At 55.3% G+C, this 20,816-nt stretch carries 19 protein-coding genes; 11 read left to right on the plus strand and 8 right to left on the minus strand.

Annotation, left to right across the window (positions count from 1 at the left end):
• The 7 genes from xdhC to R0137_RS11800 are packed head-to-tail and all read left to right on the plus strand — an operon-like array spanning position 1 to position 5,919.
• Positions 1 to 936, plus strand: coding sequence for a xanthine dehydrogenase accessory protein XdhC (xdhC, locus tag R0137_RS11770; protein ID WP_407326604.1), 936 nt, complete (start codon positions 1 to 3; stop codon positions 934 to 936).
• Entirely contained in the window at positions 933 to 1,967 is a 1,035-nt protein-coding gene (alc, locus tag R0137_RS11775) for an allantoicase (protein ID WP_407326605.1), read from the plus strand. The genes xdhC and alc overlap by 4 nt, the downstream gene beginning before the upstream one ends.
• On the plus strand, positions 1,967 to 2,467 hold the full coding sequence (uraD, locus tag R0137_RS11780) for a 2-oxo-4-hydroxy-4-carboxy-5-ureidoimidazoline decarboxylase (protein ID WP_407326606.1): 501 nt from the start codon (positions 1,967 to 1,969) through the stop codon (positions 2,465 to 2,467). The genes alc and uraD overlap by 1 nt, the downstream gene beginning before the upstream one ends.
• Complete coding sequence (uraH, locus tag R0137_RS11785; protein ID WP_407326607.1) at positions 2,464 to 2,805, plus strand: hydroxyisourate hydrolase; 342 nt, start codon at positions 2,464 to 2,466, stop codon at positions 2,803 to 2,805. Before uraD ends, uraH begins: the two co-directional genes overlap by 4 nt.
• Before the next feature lie 4 nt (positions 2,806 to 2,809).
• The gene (locus tag R0137_RS11790; protein WP_407326608.1) at positions 2,810 to 3,304 is read left to right on the plus strand and encodes an ureidoglycolate lyase; all 495 of its coding nucleotides are present in this window, start codon (positions 2,810 to 2,812) and stop codon (positions 3,302 to 3,304) included.
• Entirely contained in the window at positions 3,304 to 4,698 is a 1,395-nt protein-coding gene (gene guaD, locus R0137_RS11795; protein ID WP_407326609.1) for a guanine deaminase, read from the plus strand. Before R0137_RS11790 ends, guaD begins: the two co-directional genes overlap by 1 nt.
• Before the next feature lie 18 nt (positions 4,699 to 4,716).
• Positions 4,717 to 5,919, plus strand: coding sequence for a urate hydroxylase PuuD (locus tag R0137_RS11800; protein ID WP_407326610.1), 1,203 nt, complete (start codon positions 4,717 to 4,719; stop codon positions 5,917 to 5,919).
• Between the two features lie 4 nt (positions 5,920 to 5,923).
• Here the strand turns inward: R0137_RS11800 and R0137_RS11805 are convergent, their stop codons facing one another.
• Complete coding sequence (locus R0137_RS11805; protein WP_407326611.1) at positions 5,924 to 7,288, minus strand: 8-oxoguanine deaminase; 1,365 nt, start codon at positions 7,286 to 7,288, stop codon at positions 5,924 to 5,926.
• A 151-nt stretch (positions 7,289 to 7,439) separates the two neighbouring features.
• On the opposite strand from R0137_RS11805, the gene R0137_RS11810 reads away from it, so the two are divergent.
• Together R0137_RS11810 and R0137_RS11815 are read left to right on the plus strand one after the other, a co-directional pair.
• Positions 7,440 to 8,168 carry an SIMPL domain-containing protein gene (locus R0137_RS11810; protein ID WP_407326612.1) on the plus strand — a complete coding sequence of 243 codons (729 nt, stop codon included), beginning with the start codon at positions 7,440 to 7,442 and terminating at the stop codon, positions 8,166 to 8,168.
• Between the two features lie 113 nt (positions 8,169 to 8,281).
• Positions 8,282 to 10,489 (plus strand): carboxy terminal-processing peptidase, encoded by a 2,208-nt coding sequence (locus R0137_RS11815; protein WP_407326613.1) that lies wholly within the window; start codon positions 8,282 to 8,284, stop codon positions 10,487 to 10,489.
• Here the strand turns inward: R0137_RS11815 and R0137_RS11820 are convergent.
• From R0137_RS11820 to R0137_RS11850, 7 genes are all read right to left on the minus strand, one after another.
• Positions 10,436 to 11,509 (minus strand): VanZ family protein, encoded by a 1,074-nt coding sequence (locus R0137_RS11820; protein ID WP_407326614.1) that lies wholly within the window; start codon positions 11,507 to 11,509, stop codon positions 10,436 to 10,438. The genes R0137_RS11815 and R0137_RS11820 overlap by 54 nt on opposite strands.
• Positions 11,481 to 12,863 carry a siroheme synthase CysG gene (gene cysG, locus R0137_RS11825; protein ID WP_407326615.1) on the minus strand — a complete coding sequence of 461 codons (1,383 nt, stop codon included), beginning with the start codon at positions 12,861 to 12,863 and terminating at the stop codon, positions 11,481 to 11,483. The genes R0137_RS11820 and cysG overlap by 29 nt, the downstream gene beginning before the upstream one ends.
• A gap of 11 nt (positions 12,864 to 12,874) precedes the next feature.
• A complete protein-coding gene (gene serS, locus R0137_RS11830) occupies positions 12,875 to 14,176 on the minus strand; it encodes a serine--tRNA ligase (RefSeq protein WP_407326616.1) in 1,302 nt (433 codons plus the stop codon).
• A gap of 28 nt (positions 14,177 to 14,204) precedes the next feature.
• Entirely contained in the window at positions 14,205 to 14,582 is a 378-nt protein-coding gene (gene crcB / locus R0137_RS11835; RefSeq protein ID WP_407326617.1) for a fluoride efflux transporter CrcB, read from the minus strand.
• 80 nt (positions 14,583 to 14,662) lie between these two features.
• Positions 14,663 to 15,970 (minus strand): replication-associated recombination protein A, encoded by a 1,308-nt coding sequence (locus tag R0137_RS11840; RefSeq protein WP_407326618.1) that lies wholly within the window; start codon positions 15,968 to 15,970, stop codon positions 14,663 to 14,665.
• A 9-nt stretch (positions 15,971 to 15,979) separates the two neighbouring features.
• Complete coding sequence (lolA, locus tag R0137_RS11845; protein ID WP_407326619.1) at positions 15,980 to 16,609, minus strand: outer membrane lipoprotein chaperone LolA; 630 nt, start codon at positions 16,607 to 16,609, stop codon at positions 15,980 to 15,982.
• A 2-nt stretch (positions 16,610 to 16,611) separates the two neighbouring features.
• Entirely contained in the window at positions 16,612 to 18,930 is a 2,319-nt protein-coding gene (locus R0137_RS11850) for a DNA translocase FtsK (protein ID WP_407326620.1), read from the minus strand.
• A 149-nt stretch (positions 18,931 to 19,079) separates the two neighbouring features.
• Between R0137_RS11850 and trxB the strand changes: the two genes are divergently transcribed.
• Together trxB and aat are read left to right on the plus strand one after the other, a co-directional pair.
• Entirely contained in the window at positions 19,080 to 20,033 is a 954-nt protein-coding gene (gene trxB, locus R0137_RS11855) for a thioredoxin-disulfide reductase (RefSeq protein WP_407326621.1), read from the plus strand.
• Positions 20,017 to 20,787 carry a leucyl/phenylalanyl-tRNA--protein transferase gene (aat, locus tag R0137_RS11860; RefSeq protein WP_407326622.1) on the plus strand — a complete coding sequence of 257 codons (771 nt, stop codon included), beginning with the start codon at positions 20,017 to 20,019 and terminating at the stop codon, positions 20,785 to 20,787. Before trxB ends, aat begins: the two co-directional genes overlap by 17 nt.
• The last annotated feature ends 29 nt before the right edge of the window (positions 20,788 to 20,816 follow it).

The raw sequence follows: 20,816 nt of genomic DNA on the forward strand, positions 1-20,816 counted from the left end.
ATGGCTCCCGCAAACGACCACTGGAGTGAGTGGGTTCGCGAGTGTGAGACCCTCGGTCATGCCTACGTCATCGTCACCACGCTGGGTGTCAGAGGATCAACCCCGCGTGACGCCGGTACAAAAATGGTGGTGAGCAAAGACGACTTTCGGGGCACGATTGGCGGCGGAGAACTGGAATATCAGGCCCTGGAACGTGCGCAGGCGCTACTCAAAAATGTACAGGCCGGACAATGGGTAGAAAACTTCCCTCTGGGTGAAAAACTCGGGCAATGCTGCGGAGGCAGCACGAGTCTTCTGTTCGAGCACTTTGTACCCGCGGTACAGCCCCTCTATCTTTTTGGCGCAGGTCACGTAGGTCGGGCTCTTGCCCCTCTGCTGGCGACCCTTCCTTTGAGTGTTCGCTGGGTGGACGCCCGTACGGCGGAGTTCCCCAAAGTACTCTCGAACGGCGTGACGGCGCTGCATCCCGAGGACCCTGTAGCTGTCGTTAGCGAGGCTCCACCGGGCAGCTACTACGTGATCATGACGCATCAGCATCCCTTGGATTACGCGCTTATGGAGGCTGCGCTGCGCAGGCAAGACGCTGCCTATGTAGGCGTCATAGGGTCCGAAAGCAAATGGCGGCGCTTTGCCCTGCGACTGCAGCATCGAGGCCTTAGCGAGACTGACATTTCTGCAGTTCATTGTCCTATTGGTCTATCAGCGGTTCCCGGGAAAAGACCGGCGGAAGTTGCGGTATCGGTAGCGGCCGAGGTCATCGCGCACTATCATGCGCGCCGAGACACGATCCAAAGCAATTCCGGACCTGGCTGGAAACAGCTTCAGGCCCAGCTGAGTGCTTCTCAAACTTCGTTTACTAATCTTCAAGCTGTCGAGCAGAGTGTGCCAGGCAGTACTAACAGTGCGAGCGAAAAGAGCTCGAAGGTAAAACAATGACCGATGATTTTGACCGGGACGCGATGGATGATTTCCAGTTCCGTTACATCAACTTATTGGCGGAGCGCGTGGGCGGTCGAGCAATCAACTGCAGCGATCAGTGGTTCGCCAGTTGCGACAATCTGGTTAAGCCTGGCCGAGGGGTCTTTAAAGCAGGTGAGTTTTCAGACAAAGGCCAGATAATGGACGGCTGGGAGTCCCGCCGGAGTTTTGGCCGACAGTTCCGAATGAGTCAGCTGGATCACGACTGGTGTGTTTTGCGTCTGGGGTTTGCCGGCCGCATACACGGTGTCGATGTGGATACCCATCATTTTCGCGGCAATGCTCCCTTACAAGTCGCGGTTGACGGCACCCATGTAAAGCTCGATCCGGAGTCGGACACGCAGTGGACGGAGATCATTCCCCGTACCGATGTTCTTCCCGACGAACAAAACCCCATTCCCTGCGATAGCACCGAGCGTTGGACGCACCTTCGTTTGCGTATCTATCCCGATGGAGGCGTAGCGCGATTTCGTGCTTATGGTGAAGTCCTGCCCGATGCGGGCGACTACCTTGAGGACGAAACGGTGGATCTTGCAGCGGTAGGACTCGGAGGTCGAGGTGTGGCAGCCTCAGATCAATTCTTCAGCTCCACAGACAACCTGGTGATGCCCGGTCGTGGTGTGAACATGGGTGATGGGTGGGAGACTCGACGGCGCAGGGACGAATTCAACGACTGGGCGATCATCAAGTTGGGCAAACGAGGAACCGTGCGGAAAGTGATACTCGATACCGCTCATTTGCGCGGCAATTTTCCCGACCGCTTCAGTCTGGAAGGCTGCATGGAGCCCGATGCCCACGTCCCTTCGGAAAACGCATCGTGGATTCCGATTATCGACCAGCAAAGTCTATGCCCTGACCGCGAGCATACTTACACCCGTGAAGTCCTGTGTCCCCAGGATCAGAAGTTCAGTCATGTAAGGCTGAACATTTATCCTGATGGGGGCGTCAGCCGTCTACGAGTTTTTGGCGTAGCAGATTGGGATGCCTAGTGACGATCACTGAGTTCAACACACTCACGAAGGACGCGGCGAGTCAGGCGCTAGAACTTTGCTGCGTGAGTCAGCGATGGATAGCGGGGGTGCTCGAAGAGCGGCCCTTTCAGGACCTATCCGCCCTCCAGCAAAGGGCAAACTTTGTATGGAGCACTCTAGGGCGTGAGGACTATCTCGAGGCCTTTGAGGGTCATCCCAAGATTGGTGACGTGACCTCGCTTAAGGCCAAGTATTCTGGTAGTGGCAATTTGGCAGCTCATGAGCAATCTGGAGTCTCCAGTGCCAGCGATAAAGTCATCGAAAGGCTGGCGGAAGGTAACCGGCAATACGAAGAAATCTTTGGATACATTTTTATCGTTTGCGCCACAGGTAAGTCGGCTCAAGAAATGTGCGAACTCCTTGAACAGCGCCTGGATAACGATCCAGAGAAGGAGCTGGCGGTCGCTGCCGAAGAGCAAAGAAAAATACTGCAGATTCGCTTGGAGCAATGGCAATGAGTCAAATCACTACGCATATTCTTGATACTGCGCTGGGTCAACCCGCATCAGCTGTTCCGTTGGCTCTTTTTCAGCTTCAAGACAATGAATGGACCGAGCTGAGCTCGGGTGTCACGAATGACGATGGGCGGATTGCGGGACTCTTGGCTGCGGACCATGTACTGCCCGCTGGTACCTATCGCATGCACTTTGACACTTCAGCGTACTTTTCAAATCGGGATTTGGACGTTTTCTACCCTTATGTAGATGTTGTCTTCAATCTGGACGATAGCGGCGAGCATTACCACATACCCTTGCTTTTATCGCCCTTTGGTTACTCCACCTACCGGGGTAGTTAAGCGCGTGAAAGAACTCAGCTTACAGCCTTTGACGGCCGAGCTCTTTGCGCCCTTCGGCGCGGTTATCGATGGGCAAACTCCTTGTGAGACCTACCCAATTAACGAAGGTTTAACCCAACGACATAACGCTCTGGCATCGGTTGATTGTGCAGCGGAGGGAGGGTCAGCAGCGCTGAGCTTGTTTCGAGCCCAGGCCGTTAGCACGGGTTTTGTTCTGCGAGGCATGGAGCGTCATCCCTTGGGCTCCCAGGCCTTCATTAACACCAGCGGCAATCCTTATGCGATTGTCGTTGCGCCAGCGGGAGACCTTGATGAGGCTGCTATCCAGGGTTTCCTCGCTTCTTCCAGTCAAAGCATTAGCTACCACCGCGGGACCTGGCATCATTATTTGTTGGCCCTCGACTCCGCATCAGACTTCGTTGTGGTAGACCGCATTGGCCCGGGTAACAACTGTGACGAGCGAGAACTTAAGTCCCCTATGCAACTTGTACTGCCCTGATGAGTCGAGTTCTCCATCGCGGTCAAATACTGCACTTCCTTGATGACCCCTCTACGGGGGAAGTAGAGAATCTTGGCGGTAGTGAACGCAATGGGAGTAACGAAGTTAATGGCAGTTATGCGTTCTTTGCTGACGGCGGTTTGCTGGTAGACGACGGCTGCGTCATCGCAATCGGCGAGGCATCGCAACTTCTCAGTTCGCTGCCGGATGACACCGTCATAAAAGAACATGCGGACGCCCTGCTCGTGCCCGGGTTTATCGATACGCATATTCATTACCCGCAATTGGACATCATCGGCGCTCATGGCGAACAACTATTGGAATGGCTTGATAAGTATGTATTTCCAACCGAGGCACAGTTCGGTGACTTTCATCACGCTCAACGCGTCGCGAAGCGCTTTTTAACGGAACTCCTCCGTAATGGCACAACCACGGCACTGGTTTTTGGCACCGTCCATCCCGAGTCTGTGGACGCTTTTTTTACCGAAGCCGAATCACTAAACCTGCGCATGATTGCCGGCAAAGTCATGATGGACAGAAACGCTCCGGATTTTCTCACCGACACCGCCGAGTCCAGCTATTCGGAGAGTAAACAGCTGATAGAGCAGTGGCACAATCGCGGGCGCTTGCGTTACGCAGTGACACCCCGATTTGCCCCCACATCCACGCCCGAGCAGCTCAAAGCGGCGGGCAAGCTGCTGCGCGAGCACCCGGACGTATACTTGCACACGCATATGTCAGAGAACCTGAACGAGATCGCGTGGGTGGAAGAGCTCTTTCCACACTTGGATCATTACCTACACAGCTATGATGATGCCGGATTATTAGGGCGACGGAGTGTGTTCGCCCATTGCGTGCATCTCAGTGAGACCGAGTGGCAGCGAATGGCGGAAACCCAGTCGAATATCGCTTTCTGCCCAACGTCAAATCTATTCCTGGGATCAGGCTTGTTCCCTCTCTCGAAAGCAGAGAGCTGCGGCGTACACGTGGGTTTGGGCACGGATATTGGCGCCGGAACCAGCTTCTCGCTTCTTGAGACCATGGATGAAGCCTACAAGATCCAACAGTTACAGGGGCATTCCCTTACGCCATTCAAGAGCTTTTATCTGGCGACGCTCGGCGGCGCTCGTACTCTTGATCTAGAGGATAAGCTGGGTAATTTTTTGCCCGGCAAAGAAGCAGACTTTCTGGTCCTGGATCTTGCCGCAACACCGCTGATCAAAGATCGCATTGCCCGGTGCAAGGATCTCTTTGAAACGCTTTTCGTTCTCTCTACCCTTGGAGATGATCGTTGCGTTCGAGAAACGTGGATTATGGGTAAATGCATGTATCAACGGGACGCTGGTGAAAACCGCGTCTTTGATACTCACAAAACGAAAAGTACAACGAGCTAGACAGGAGAAACGCGCGTCATGGAAACCTATCTCGTTGACTGGATAAGTCTGATTGTCCGCTGGCTGCACGTAATTACGGGCATCGCCTGGATTGGCGCTTCTTTCTATTTCATGTGGCTGGATAACAGCCTCGAAGAACCGCCTCAATGGAAGAAAGACAAGGGCATCAAGGGCGACTTGTGGGCAGTTCACGGTGGCGGCATCTATGAGGTCGCTAAATACCAGGGCGCCCCGGAAAAAATGCCCGAGCATCTCCACTGGTTCAAATGGGAGGCGTACAGTACCTGGCTGACGGGCATGGTGCTCCTCGCGGTAATCTATTACCTGGGCGCAGAGTCCTATCTCATCGATCGTCGAATAGCGGATCTTAGTCAGTGGCAGGCTATCGGCTTGGGTCTCGCGTTTTTGATCGGTAGCTGGCTGGCTTATACCGCGCTGTGCATCAGTCCTCTCGCAAAGAATGGTTGGCTACTAGCGGTAGTGCTTCTGATCCTCGGCGGATTTCTGGCTTGGGGCCTGTCTCAGTTCTTCAGCGGCCGAGGCGCTTACATTCATTTCGGCGCGATCATTGGCACAATCATGGTGGGTAATGTCTTCCAGGTGATCATGCCCGGACAGCGCAAGCTCGTGGGGGCTTTAGAGGCAGGTGAAACGCCAAATCCTGATTGGGGGGCGGGAGCCAAACTACGCTCCACACATAACACCTACCTCACCCTGCCCTTGTTGTTCATCATGATTAGCAACCATTACCCCATGACGTACGGGCACGCTTTTAACTGGGCAATCCTATTGGCTATCGTGGTGATTACAGCAGTTTCCCGACAGTACTTTGTGCTTCGCCATGTAAACATCAATCGGCCGGCCATTCTCGGTGCCGCTATGGCTGCTACCGTAGTATTGGCCATCGCAATAGCCCCCACCAAGCCTGTGCTTATCCCCGAAAACGGTTTAGCGGCGAATGAGCTAGCACCGAGAGCCCACGGCATTATCAGAGAGCGTTGCAGCAGCTGCCACGCCGCAGCACCCACAGACGATGTTTTCACAACACCACCGGGTGGAGTCATTCTCGACACTGTGGAGCAGATGCAACAGTGGTCTCCCCGGATAAAGGCCCGGAGTATCGATAGCCACGACATGCCCTTTATGAATAAGACGGGGATGACCGATCAAGAGCGAGGGATCGTCGCGCAGTGGATCGAAGCAGGAAGCCCCGCCAGCTAACTAGCTAAGCAAGATCACCCGCAGCCAGGCGTTCGGCCATAGTGCGGTGATTCTCCAAAAGGGGTTGTAACTCCACACCGCTGAGCACGCCTCGATCTACCAGTACGTCTCCCCCAACTACGGTATAGGCCGCAACGCCGGAGTAACACAGCAGAAGACTGGCGACAGGGTCGTGTACTGCTCCCGCGTGCCAAAGGTCGTTTACAGCAAAAGCTGTACAGTCAGCTTGGTATCCCACGCTTAACTGCCCTATTTCACCCTCGCGTCCCAAGGCCTTCGCTCCGCCACGGGTCGCCACCTTGAGCATATCTCTCACACCGCAGGCGTCGGCGCCCTCTCTAAGGCGCTGGAGCAACATCGCCTGACGAGCCTCCGCCAGCAAATGACCACTATCATTTGAGGAAGAGCCGTCAACGCCCAAGCCCACATTAACCCCTGCATTCAACATCGGCATAACCGGCGCTATACCTGAAGCCAGACGCATGTTTGAACAGGGGCAATGAGCTACGCTGGTGCCGGTGCTAGAGAAGCGCTTGAGATCCTCGCTGTCCAATTGCACACAATGGGCGTGCCAAACATCGCCACCCAGCCACCCGAGGTCCTCAGCGTATTCTCCTGGCGTCATATTGAAGCGCTCGCGGCTGTAAGCAACGTCTTCTGCGTTTTCGGCAAGATGCGTGTGGAGTCGAACCCCATGCTTTCTGGCCATCTCGGCCGACTCACGCATCAATTCTTGGCTCACCGAGAACGGGGAACAGGGAGCCAGCGCTATCTGAATACGCGACGCCGCAGACGCATCATGATGGCGACTGATCAAACGCTCGCTATCGGCGAGGATACTGTCTTCACTTTCCACGAGACTATCGGGGGGCAAGCCCCCTGCCGATTGCCCAACACTCATACTGCCCCGGAGCGCATGAAAACGAATGCCGGTCTCTGCCGCCGCCGCAATACTGTCATCCAGGCGACTGCCATTCGGAAAAATATACTGGTGATCTGAGCTGGTGGTGCAGCCGGAGAGAAGCAGCTCGGACAAACCGATAATCGCAGATACACGAAAAGCCTCTGGCGTCAGACGCTCCCACACGGGATACAGCGCCTGCAACCAACCAAACAACGGCGCATTCTGTGCCTTTGGCATCAGACGCGTTAGGTTCTGGTAAAGATGATGGTGCGTATTGACCATGCCCGGCATAAGTACATGGCCCTGAAGGTCGATAATGCGATCGGCGGTCTGCGGCATGCTGCTAGTGCTTCCCACGGCCTCAATAATGCCGTCACGAACAAACAGGCCGCCGTCGGGGATCTCCCGCTGCGCATCATCCATGCAAACCACCACGTCCGCATGGCGCATCAAAAGCGTTGCCACATGTCTCCTCCTATCAGCAATACTCCATTATGTCGGCAGCGCCTCGGCGCTACCAGCCCTGCACGTTGAGCTGTTCGTGGCGCTGGCTTAGTGGAACCTCGCAAGGGCCTTGTGGTCTATATTGGTAGACTCAATTATTGGAAACAAAGCTATGCCCAAGTCCCAGTTCTTTCTCGCATCCACCTGTGCCACGTTGATACTCAGCCTTGCCGCTGTGTCAAATATTGCGCACGCTGAAGATGAATCACGTCATATTGCGGTCAGCGGTAAATCGGAGCGCCGCGTTGCGCCAGATATGGCTCATCTACAGCTTGATGTGGTGACGGAAAACGCTGACGCCGCATCAGCCCGTCGTGAAGCCGACGCGATTACTGGACGAGCGCTGGCAGTTTTGCGAGAAGCAGGATTAGCCGATGCGGATATCGATAGCACCGGCCTATCGATCAGCCCACAGTTTCGCTGGCTTAAGGATGAAAGAAAGCAAGAACTTACAGGATATCGAGTGTCGAGAAGTATTGAGGTGCGATTACTGAACCTCGAAGCTCTGGGAGAGCTGGTTACTACGCTCACGGACACAGGCATCAATCGCATGCAGGCTCCCCGACTCGGCCTTCAGGACGAGGAAGCGCTTTACCAAGAGCTTCTTGCAGCAGCTGCAGAGAACGCCCGCGAACGTGCGGATGTGATTGCGGCGGCCTTGGGCGAAACAAGAGGCCCAGTTATCTCCATAAACACCGAGCGGGTGTCCACACCTCGCCCTATGCGCGCGGAGCGGATGATGATGGCGGCAGATGCCGCGGCACCGGCACCAAGCGAGAGCTATTCTGCGGGGCACCTAAGTTACTCAGTCAACGTTAACGCCGCGTTCTCTCTGAACTAGGCGAGAAAAGCGCCTGCAGAACCAATCATGGCCTTTTTGTAGCGCTTTGACCTAAAAAACTAACACGCTACACTCCCATGACCACCGACCAGTCAATAATAAGGCAAGTTACTGTGCGTAAAGCATTCCTAAACACCGCGGCTTTTCTGGCGCTGACCACCGGCCTGGGCTCGACTACCGCGAATGCGGCCGCCATCGAGTACAGCAAATCTCAGCAGGAAACCGCCTCAGAGCTTATAGAACAGCTCGAACAGCGCCATTACGCCAAGCTGAAGTATGATGACGAACTATCGTCTGCGCATCTGGACAACTACCTGGAAAACCTGGATGGCGGCAAGATGTTTTTCACCGCCTCCGATATCGCCGGTTTCGAGAGCTTCCGCACTCAAATGGACGATGATTTACCCAAGGGCAAACTGGATGCAGGTTTCACCATATTCAACCGATTTCATGAACAGCTCATCCAGCGCCTCGAAACTCTCGTGGAAACCCTTCCCGAGATGGTCGACGCTATGGATTTCAGTATCGACGAGCGCTATGAACTCGACATTGACAAAATGGCTTGGGCGGCCGATGAAGCTGAACTCGACGAGCGCTGGCGCTTGCAGATCAAAAACCAGGTACTGAATCTGCGCCTTGCGGACAAACCTCAGGACGAGGTGGCTGAGACCTTGGTCAAGCGCTACCAAAATCAGCTAGGTCGAGTGAACCAGTACAACGCTCAAGACGCGTTTCAGATCTATGCCAATGCACTCACAGAGCTGTACGACCCTCACACCAATTACTTCTCACCGAGGCGCTCGGAGAATTTCAACATCAACATGCGTCTGTCTCTGGAGGGCATCGGAGCTGTCCTGTCCCCTGAAGACGAGTACACCCGCGTCGCTCGCATCGTACCCGCAGGACCCGCTGACAAGCAGGGCGAGCTAAAACCATCGGACCGAATTGTTGCCGTTGGCCAAGACGAAGACGGCCCCTTTGAAGACGTTATTGGTTGGCGCCTTGATGAAGTTGTTGAGCTTATCCGTGGCCCTAAAGGCTCTACCGTACGTTTGCAGGTTCTCCCCTCTAAGGGCGGCAATGATGCCGAGCGCAAGACGATCAAGATTGTCCGAAACAAAGTTAAGCTAGAGGAGCAATCTGCTCAGAAACGCGTTTTGGAACTTCCTAAAGGTAACGGAGAAACCATTCGTGTGGGAGTTATCGACATCCCCACGTTCTACATCGACTTTGAAGCCATGCGCCGCGGTGATGAGAACTACAAAAGCACTACCCGTGATGTGAAGCAGCTTATTGCGGAGCTTGAAGAAGAGAATGTCGAAGGCGTGATCGTTGATCTTCGCCGCAATGGTGGCGGCTCATTGCAGGAAGCTAACGACCTTACAGGGCTGTTCATAGAGTACGGCCCTACAGTTCAGATTCGACACTCCTCAAGGCGGGTTTGGCGTGACGGAAAACGACTTCGAAGCACGTACTATGACGGCCCGCTCGTGGTGCTCATCAATCGCCTAAGTGCTTCTGCGTCGGAGATTTTTGCTGGCGCCATTCAGGACTATAACCGAGGTCTCATCGTCGGAGATCGCTCCTACGGTAAGGGTACGGTACAGACCATGGTCCCTCTCACCGAAGGCCAGCTGAAAATCACCGAGAGTAAGTTCTATCGTATTTCCGGAGACAGCACGCAGCATCGCGGAGTGGTACCCGATATAAGCTTTCCGTCACTTTATGATCCCGAGGAGATCGGCGAATCAGCGCTGGATAATGCCCTGGATTGGGATCAGATCAATCCCGTGCGCCACCGTCGTTACAGCAACGTAGACTCCCTTGTGCCTCAGCTGACAGAGATCTTCGAAACTCGAAGTAAGACCAATCCCGAATTCCTGTACTTGCAGGATCAGCTGGCGGTCGCTGAAGAAAATCGAGCTATTACCAGTGTTTCTTTGAATGAGTCTGTGCGTCGCGAAGAGCGTAAGCAGCGCGAAGAGCGCTCCGTAAAGATCGAAAATCGTCGTCGGGCAGCCTTAGGCAAAGAGCCCATCGCTTCTCTGGATGATCTCGATGAAGAGGATGGTGACGGCGAAGATGGGGAGGAAGGAAATAGCGAGACATCGGAAGAGCTTGCTGACGGCGCTGCTGATTCTCCGACAGTTGATGTGGTCGCCAATAACGCCGAGATCGAAGAAGTTCCTGAAGAGGTTGTCTCCGCGGAAGAAATAGCCAGCGAGGACGTTTTATTGTCTGAGGCCGGCAGTATTCTCGTCGACGCCCTAGTCCTCCAAGAGCGCGCGTACGCGTTGACTACGGCGAAGCAGGAAGACTAAGAATACTGCTACAGCGACACCGAACCAGTCCACCAGCATATCCCGTGTGCCGGGGCCCCTCCCCGGTACAAACAGCTGTAAGGTCTCTGTCGCTGGAGCCAGCAGCAACATATCCATCCATGCGTAACGCCTCGCAAGACCGAGGAAGAACGTCGCTGCGCAAAACAGCACGGCATGCATAAAGGTGAATAGGGAAAACCCTCCCAGCGGAAATTGCGTCTGCAACAAAGCCTGCATGCTATATCTGGCATCAATGCTTCGCCCACCGGTAAGCAACTCGTAAATATCCGCCTTTAGACTCACGCTGACACAGCAACCGAAAAGTATTCCTAGCACCGTCATCAAGCCCGCAAAAACCAGGATGCGGGGTCGCGCTCCTACGTAGTCTTTTAGCACGAGGACGACAAGCACAATACCCAGTGTAAGCATCCCCATTCTGGTGAGCCTCCAAACTGGATTTTCTTCCAGTGGTGTCACATCCAGACTGCTGAGCGAAATGCTTGCGGGCCCATTGATCAGTTGGATCTGAAAAATAGCGGGACCATCGCCGGCGCGCCGAGGAATAGGCTCCTTAAAGCATTCCCCCCGGGCCCCGCTGTAAAAACTGTTCAGCCTGTACTGCCGATTGAAATCCAGGCGACCATCACGCACTGATGCCAAAAGAATCGCCACTGTTTCAGGGGGAACATCGTTGTTTAAACAAAATTCGACCCTTACAAACTCGGCCTCTGCAGGGAAGCTCAGTGCACGAGAGGCCCAATGGGGGCCAGGTCTTTCGGCCGCCCACTGCAGCCTATCGTCGTCGAGGTCCGCGGTGATGCTCTGAGACAGCGACCACGCCAGACTCTGACCTGACAATGTTTGCGCCGGTGCTAGCGCGAGATAACTGGGAATCAGCGTCGAAAGAGTCCAGGCGCTAACGATGAACAGCATCACCCCTAGCCACCGCAGAAGTCTTTGGTGGTAGCGAAACTCCGAAAGCATATTCGTCTCAGCCACTACCGTACCAGCGGAGTTCATCTGCAAGGCTTACGACCTTGCCGACAATAATCAATGTGGGAGCCTGCGGTTGAGCGCTTTCGACCAGCGCTTCTATGCTGCTGAGAGTCCCTCTCAGAAGTCGCTGTTGTGGTGATGTCGCGCGCTCTATCAGCGCTACGGGGGTGTGTGGCGAGCGTCCGTGAGCAATGAGTTCCCTGCAGATAATTGCTAAGCCTACCAGGCCCATGTAAAACACCAGTGTCTCTGTCTCGCTCAGAAATTCTTCCCAGCGGTGATGAAGCTTTCCATCTTTGGTATGGCCTGTAACAAATCGCACCGACTGCGCGTGATCTCGATGGGTTAGCGGAATCCCCGCATAACACGCGGCGGCATTCCCCGCTGTAATCCCAGGAACAACCTGAAAAGGAATGTTCTTCTGAGCTAAAAGCTCAATCTCTTCGCCACCCCGTCCAAACACAAATGGATCGCCACCTTTGAGGCGAGCTACGCACTTTCCTTCCTGAGCGAGCTCCACGAGCAACTCGTTGATACGCTCTTGGGGCACGCTGTGATCAGAGCGGCGCTTACCCACATACAGCTTGTCCGCATCCCGCCGGGCCATTGCCACGATGTCCGGATTGACTAAGCGATCGTGAAGAACAATATCCGCACGCTGCAACAGCCGCAGGGCTTTAAAGGTCATTAGCTCGGGGTCGCCGGGGCCAGCACCGATGAGATACACCTCGCCGGGAGGCAGGCCCTTGTGGCCATCCAGAAGTTCAGCCAATGCTTGCTCGGCGGCCTGCCAGCGATTGCTGAGAATCAACTGAGCGATGGGCCCGTTGATAATCTGCTCCCAGATTATTCGCCGCTCATTTTCACTAGCGCCCACTTCACGAATTCTGTCGCGGTGTAATTGGCCAAAACGGGCGATGTCGGCTGTTGCAGCGGGTAACATAGCCTCAATCCGACTGCGTACTGAGCGAGCCAGTACGGGGCTCGCCCCACTGCTGCTGATGGCAACAGTAAGCGGTGATCGATCGACGATCGCAGGAAATATGAAACTACATAGATCTGGTGAGTCCACAACATTCACGGGGATGCCTCGGCTTGTGGCCTCTCGATGAACCGATTCGTTGACGCTCCGGTCAGGGGTCGCGGCAATAACCAAAATGGCGTTGGACAAGTCGCCCTCTCCATAAGGGCGTTGGTGCCAGACAAGACTGTGTTCTGATGCCAATGCGCGGAACTGAGTGTCTTGTTCGGGTGCAATTACCGTGAGATCAGCACCAGCGCCTAAAAGAAATCGAGCCTTGCGAGCCGCGACAACGCCTGCTCCCACCAGCACCACGGGCTGATCCCGCAGGCGCAGGTTTATGGGCAGAAAATCCATCAGCGCCCGCGCTAGGAACTCTCGATTTCGGTTTGGCCACCCATATAAGACTGAAGCACTTCAGGAATCGCAATGCTGCCATCTTCGCGCTGGTAGTTTTCCATAACGGCGACCATTGCCCGACCTACCGCCAGTGCAGAGCCGTTAAGCGTGTGGAGGAGTTCCGGCTTGCCGGTCTCCGGATTTCGCCAGCGTGCCTGCATCCGTCGTGCCTGGTAATCGCCAAACAGGCTGCATGATGAGATCTCTCGATACTTACCCTGCCCCGGCAGCCAAACCTCAAGGTCGTAGGTCTTGCGCGCTGAGAACCCCATATCACCGCCGCATAGCAGCATCTTTCGATAAGGTAGTTCCAAGCGCCGAAGGACTTCTTCCGCCTGAGAACTCAGCTGCTCCAGTGCCTCTGCCGATTGCTCGGGACGCGTCAGATAGACAAGCTCCACTTTTTCAAACTGATGCTGGCGGATCATGCCGCGAGTGTCTCGGCCATAGCTGCCGGCTTCGCTGCGGAAACAGGGGCTGTGACAGGCGAAGCGAACGCCCGACTCTCCCAATTCGCTGTCTTCAAAAATACGATCGCGAGCAATGTTCGTTACCGGAACTTCGGCAGTGGGAATGAGGTAATAGCCCTGATCGCCCTCAAGACGAAAGAGATCCTCTGCAAATTTGGGCAAATTCCCGGTTCCCCGCAGAGAGTCACTGTTCACTATGTAGGGCACATTGAGCTCAGTGCAACCGTGCTCCCGCGTGTGCAGATCAAGCATGAATTGAATGAGTGCTCTGTGGAGCTGCGCCAGAGGCCCGCTAATGACGGTAAAGCGTGAGCCCGTGATCTTGCCACCCATTTCGCTATCGAGGCCACCGAGAGCCTCACCCAGGTCTACGTGGTCCTTAACCTCAAAGTCAAAGCTTGGAACGTCTCCCCAGTGAGCCACGACGCTGTTGTCGTCTTCGTCACTGCCCGCCGGAACATCCTCATCTGGGAGATTGGGTACACCCAGCAAAAACTCGTCCAGTTCTGCCTGCACGGCGCGTGCTTCGGATTCGGCCTGATCCAAGCGTCCTGCGATTTCCTCTAGCGCTTCCTGCACGGAGGCTTTTGCTTCATCGACGCTCATACCACCGCCGACCAATTGACCTATTTTTTTGCTGGCGCTCTTTCGTTCAGCCTGCAGTTGCTGACTGGAGACATCGGCCGTCTTCCGGCGAGCGTCCAGTGCTTCGAAGGCATCAGCGTCAAAGTTGAAACCCCGCTTCGCTAACGCCAAAGCGACGTCTTCCGGGTGTTTTCTGACTTCTTTAATATCCAGCATTGTCTTGCCTAGTTCCTATATCAGCAGCTTAGCCAAGCAAGCTGCGCGTGAAGTAAATTCCCAGAGCCGCTGCGCTAACGCAGCAGACGACACTCGCTACCGCATACGCAGCAGCCATAGCTGGCTGCCCCTGTAGCCACAGCTCTACCGTTTCGAGGGAAAAAGTCGAAAAGGTTGTGAAAGCCCCCAAAAAACCCACCATCAAAACGCTGCGCCAGTCCGGATGAAGCGCCGCGCGCTCGAGCATTACAAACAGTATCCCGATACATAAGGAACCACTAAAATTGATGAGTAACGTACCCATCGGCCAAGGATGGATCCAGAACTTGTGAGCATGGGTTGAGAGCCCATAGCGAGCGAGCGCACCACAGGCGCCACCGAGTGCAATAAAAACCAGATGCTGCATCTTCGTCGCTCGCAGAAAAGCGCGGATTGTAAAGCGTTTAGACGGTTCCGTTAAGCACTGAAAGCCAAGGTTCCGTCGGTTTAAGGATACCGGCGGCGGCTCGCCAAGCGATCGCGTATTCTAAGATCGTGAAGTCGAGCCTTAATCCGCGCCTCCAAACCTCGATCCGTAGGCTCATAAAAGCGTGAGCCGTGAAGGGATTCAGGGAAATAGCTCTCGCCCGCGGCAAAAGCGTCGGTCTCATCATGTGCGTAACGATAGTCAGCGCCGTGCCCCTCAGACTTGGCCAGGGACGTAGGCGCGTTTCGCAGGTGGATAGGGACCTCTTCTGAGCCCCCTTCAGACACTGCGCGCTGAGCGGCCTTAAATGCCGTGTAAACAGCATTACTCTTTGGGACAGACGCTAAATAGGTAATTGCCTGGGCAAGGGCCAGCTCGCCTTCAGGGCTACCCAGTCGCTCGAGAGTTTGCCATGCATCCAGAGAGAGGCTCAGAGCCCGCGGATCGGCATTGCCGATATCTTCACTGGCCATACGAATCACCCGACGGGCGAGGTAAAGTGGATCGCACCCCCCGTCGAGCATCCGGCAGTACCAATACAGTGCGGCGTCGGGAGAGCTTCCCCTTACAGCCTTATGCAGGGCGGATACCTGATCGTAGAAGTTGTCGCCGTTTTTATCGAAACGACGCGGCGATCCTCGCATGACCTCTTCAAAACTCGTCTCATCCAAATTGCCGTCATCAGCGCTGAGACTGCCAGCGAGCTCCAATAGGTTCAGGGCCCGTCGCGCATCGCCATCCGCTGCCAGAGCGATCCGTTCCCGCTGTGTGTCAGTCAAGCTTAGGGAAACCTCGGACTCACCTCTTTGCAGGATCGACGCGAGCTCGGCCGTGCTTAGGGAGTGAAGTCGATAAACTCTGGCTCGAGACAATAATGCGGAGTTGAGTTCGAAGGCTGGGTTTTCTGTGGTCGCCCCGATGAGCGTTAGTGTGCCATTTTCGACAAAGGGCAAAAACGCATCCTGTTGAGATTTGTTAAAGCGATGTACCTCGTCGACGAAGAGCACGCACTGCCGGCCACCGGCGCGCTCCGCCTCCCCCACAGCCACCGCTTCTCGAATGGCCTTCACTCCGTCCATAACCGCAGACAGCTTGAGCATGCGACTGCCACTGGCATCGCAAAGTAGCTGTGCGAGCGTTGTTTTTCCGACGCCCGGAGGACCCCAAAGGATCATCGAATGCAGTGCTTCGCCGTTGAGGCAACGCGCCAGAGGTTTTCCGTTGGCAAGGAGATGGGTTTGCCCGACTACTTCGATCGCGGTGGACGGTCGCAGCGATGCCGCCAGCGGCTGAGTCGTCGCCGGCGCGCCAAACAAATCGTCGGTCATAGAGACCTTCTAGTAGTCAGAAGGCTCATACACATCAACGCCCGCAGGCGGAACGAAGTCAAAGTCCGTTGCCGTGAGTTCCACAGGCTCCAGGTCCGGGGTAAGCGCCAAGCTAATCAGCTGCCCACTGCGGTCTTCGACCACCATCGCGATTACGGCATTTCTCTCCCAGGTAACCTCTACCCACGCAAAACCCGCCTGAGGAAAGGTAGGGATCAGGCGCACCTGTGATGGCCCTATAGTCTGTGTGTTGAACTTCTCTTTAAGTTCATCACTTTCGCCTGCAAGAAGCTCTAACGGCGTGAACTCTCTGTTCTCGGAAGTATCGCGTCGCGTGGCTGCAGCGAGGTCCCTGTCGTAATGCCAAAGCTTGGATCCCGACACCACGATCAACTGTTGATCTGGCGAACTTATCTCCCAGCGAAAGTAGCCTGGACGAAGCACCGCATAACGTCCCCTTGAGCGTTCCAGCAGCTCTCCTTCTTCGTCAGACAACTCTTGAACAAACTCACCGCTGGCTTGCGACTGGGAAGCCAGTAAGCGCCACACTTCCTCTTGCTCGCCCTGCTCGTCGGCCTGAAGGGGTGCAACGGGCAAGCAAAACGCCAACATTGTTAGGGTGGTAAAAAACTTTGACACGATCAATCCTCTAAGGGGGGCGGCGCGATCACTTCTCGTTGACCATTGGTACCCATCTCTGTGACGACGCCGGCGGCCTCCATCGCTTCAATGAGCCGAGCCGCTCGGTTGTAGCCTATGCGCAGTTTCCGCTGAACGCTGGATATAGAGGCGCGTCGACTCTTGGTGACAAAATGCACTGCCTCGTCATAAAGCGCATCGCTCTCATCATCACCTTCGGAAGCCTCGGACTGCAGCTCTCCAGGGGTCACAGCCGTGCTGCTCCCCTCATCAAGCAAGCCCTCAATGTAGGCAGGCTCGCCGCGACGCTTCCAGTCCGCAACAACACGGTGCACCTCGTCGTCGGACACAAATGCTCCGTGCACCCGAGTCGATAAGCTGCTGCCGGGCGGCATGTAGAGCATATCTCCATGACCGAGGAGCTGCTCTGCCCCGCCCTGATCCAGAATGGTTCGAGAATCGACTTTGGAACTCACCTGAAAGGCAATTCGCGTAGGGATGTTTGCCTTAATCAGGCCGGTGATAACGTCCACGGAGGGACGCTGGGTCGCGAGTACCAGGTGGATACCCGCGGCCCGCGCTTTTTGTGCGATGCGCGCGATCAGCTGTTCAACCTTTTTGCCGACAATCATCATCATGTCCGCAAATTCGTCGATCACGACAACGATTGCGGGTAGCGCCTCAAGCTCTGGCGCGGTCTGCTCATCCACGGGTGTCATCGACAATTGATCCGGCACCCAAAGTGGATCTTCCAGGGGAGTGCCCGCCTTTACCGCATCCTGAATCTTACGGTTATACCCGGCCAGGTTACGCACGCCCAGAGACGCCATAAGTTTGTAGCGACGCTCCATCTCCGCAACACACCAGCGAAGACCATTGGCGGCATCCTTCATGTCGGTGATAACGGGTGTTAACAGATGGGGAATGCCATCGTACACCGACAGTTCCAGCATTTTTGGATCGACCAGAATCATGCGCACATCCGCCGGCGTAGACTTGTATAGCAGGCTAATAAGCATGGCATTAACACCAACGGACTTACCTGATCCCGTTGTTCCGGCTACCAGCAAATGCGGCATACGGGCTAGGTCAGCCACCACCGGTTGGCCGGAGATGTCGTGTCCCAGTGCAAAGGTTAATGCAGACTTGGACTGATCAAAGGTTCGGGACGACAGCACTTCCCGGAAGTTAACAATCTCACGGTGCTCGTTGGGTATCTCGATACCGACAACGCTCTTTCCAGGGATCACTTCGACAACGCGAACAGAAATCACGGCGAGGGATCGGGCGAGATCTTTTGCGAGATTGGATATTCGCGAGACCTTAACGCCAGCCGCCGGCTGAATCTCAAAGCGCGTGATGACCGGGCCAGGGTACACAGCCGTGACCTCGGCGGTGATCCCAAAGTCTGCTAGCTTCAGCTCCAGCAGCTTAGAAAGCTTCTCAAGAGCTTCAGGGGAATATCCGTCACCGGAATTACGCTCGGCCTCGTCCAGTATTTCGAGCGGTGGGACCTCTCCCGTCACGGGGGCATCAAAGAGCGGAACCTGTTTTTCCCTTTCGACCCTTTCAGACTTCTCCGGTGGCGGTTTTAGCGGCTTAATCTTTGGCGGCGTACGTTTTTTCTCTTTCTCTACGTGCTGGTCAATGACCTGGCGTCTCGCTTCCAACTGCTTCTCTCGTGCCCTGCGGTCCTGAACATCGTCCCGTAACTTCAGTAATCGGGACTTCGCTGTGCCGACGCCGTGGATCGCAAGGCCCCCTAAGCGGTCCATCAGGCCTAACCAGCTTAAGTCGGTGAAAATCGTCATACCAAACAAGAAAACCGCGACCAGGATGAGTCGTGCTCCAAAGCCATTAAAGGCCGTGTCCATTGCGGATCCCAATGCCAAGCCTATGATTCCCCCCGCGCCCTGGGGCAAGGGGCCGCTGGCACCCACATTAAGCGCGGCCAAAGCAGTCCCAGAAGCCATAACCAAGGCCAGCCCCAGCGCTCTAACACTGAGAGCGGCGCCAGAAAACGCCTTCGGCTGCTGCCTTTCGGCAAACAGCAGCGCGGCACGGTAAGCGAGCATCAGTGGAAACAGGTATGCCAGATAACCCACGAGGGAAAAACACACATCCGCCAGCCAAGCGCCCGTAGGGCCACCAAGATTGCTCACCTGACCGCCGGAGCCGGTGCCCGACCACCCAGGATCGGCCTGGGAATAACTCACCAGACTCACCAGCACATAAGCGCAGATTGCAGCAACAGCGATCAGTAATCCCTCTCGCAAACGCGGGGACGCTGGATCCTGAGCCTCTGTGGGTTGCCGGGGCATCTCAATAACCTCTATGACGAGGGCTTAGTTTCACGATGTTTTCTATTTTATTCAATAGCTTAAAGTAATTTCCTGATACTAATTTGATCTTTGCTCGCAGAGCGACCATCTATTACCATGGGCGCCTTTTTATATGAGACCACCACACAATGTCTGACGTTCAACATCATAAGCTGATCATACTGGGTTCCGGGCCTGCTGGTTACACCGCCGCTGTCTATGCGGCACGCGCTAATCTCAATCCCGTAGTGATAACCGGCATGCAGCAAGGCGGCCAATTGACCACCACCACGGAGGTCGAAAACTGGCCCGGTGGTGCCCATGACCTTCAGGGCCCCGGGCTCATGCAGGACATGCTCTCCCATGTGGAGCGTTTTGGAACGTCAGTTGTCTTTGACCACATTGATTCCGTTGACTTGAGCTCGCGCCCTATCAAACTCAAGGGATCGGGAGAATACAGCTGCGATGCGCTGATTATCTCTACCGGCGCCTCTGCTCAGTATCTTGGCCTGCCCAGTGAAGAAAAGTTTTTGGGTAAAGGCGTTAGCGCCTGCGCCACCTGCGATGGGTTTTTCTATCGCAACAAGCGGGTTGCCGTAGTCGGCGGTGGGAATACCGCAGTGGAAGAAGCCCTGTATTTGTCCAATCTGGCTGAGAAGGTCATTCTGGTGCATCGTCGCGATAGCCTGCGAGCGGAAAAAGTCCTGCAGGACCGTCTCTTCGCCCGTGAAGCCGAGGGCAAAGTCGAGTTTCGTTGGAATCACACCCTGGAAGAAGTTCTCGGAGACGACAGTGGCGTGACGGGCATGCGCATCGCCCCCACCGATGGCAGTGTCAGTGAAGATGTCGAACTCGCCGGTGTGTTCATCGCCATCGGGCACAAGCCCAACACAGACATCTTTGAGGGACAGCTGGACATGAATGGCGGATACATCAAGGTCCACAGCGGCATCGAGGGGAACGCCACGGCCACAAGCGTTCCCGGTGTTTTTGCAGCGGGCGATGTGGGCGATCATATCTATCGGCAAGCAGTTACATCGGCAGGGTTCGGATGCATGGCTGCGCTGGATGCCGAGAAATATCTTGATGAGGTGGCCGGCTAAATACCCCGCTCCTCTCACTTCTCTCTACCCATCCCCAAACACCGTGCCCCTGCTGAGTCATCTGGCACCCGGCGAAGACTTCCCTCCAAGCAGCGAAGCCCTCGCCTACCCTAACGGTCTACTGGCCGCCGGGGGGCAGCTGGATAGCCAAACACTATTGTCTGCCTATCGCCGCGGAATTTTCCCCTGGTATGAGGCCCCCCAGCCGGTGCTTTGGTGGACACCAGACCCACGCTCAATTTTGCTCCCGGACGAGCTTCACGTCTCCCGTTCCTTGCGTAAAACGCTGCGACGGAGTGAACTGAGGCTGTGCGTCGACAAGGCCTTCTCCCAGGTAATGAAGGCCTGCGCGGCCCCCCGCCTTGATCAACAGGGAACATGGATCGATACGGCGATGATCAGCGCTTACAGCGACCTGCAGCACCTGGGTTATGCTCACTCCGTAGAAGTGTGGCGTGAGGAAGACCTCGTCGGTGGCTTGTACGGGGTTTCTATTGGTGGAGCGTTCTTTGGCGAAAGCATGTTTTCCCGTGAGACCGACGCCTCAAAGATTGCTCTGGTTGCTTTGGTGCACATCCTTAAGAGGAGCGGCGGTGGCTTTGTTGATTGCCAGATTGAGAGCGAACACCTGAACAGTCTTGGGGCAAGGAATGTTTCCCGAGTGGACTTTGAGAATCGACTTCAGCACACTATTGCTATGCACACATCCCCTGATAATTGGACGCTCCCAGCGAGCACAGGCGAGCTAATTTGAAGCATTGCCGACGTTCTAAAATTCGAGAA

The sequence above is a fragment of the Congregibacter brevis genome (assembly GCF_045689245.1).
Classification (GTDB): Bacteria; Pseudomonadota; Gammaproteobacteria; order Pseudomonadales; family Halieaceae; genus Congregibacter; species Congregibacter brevis.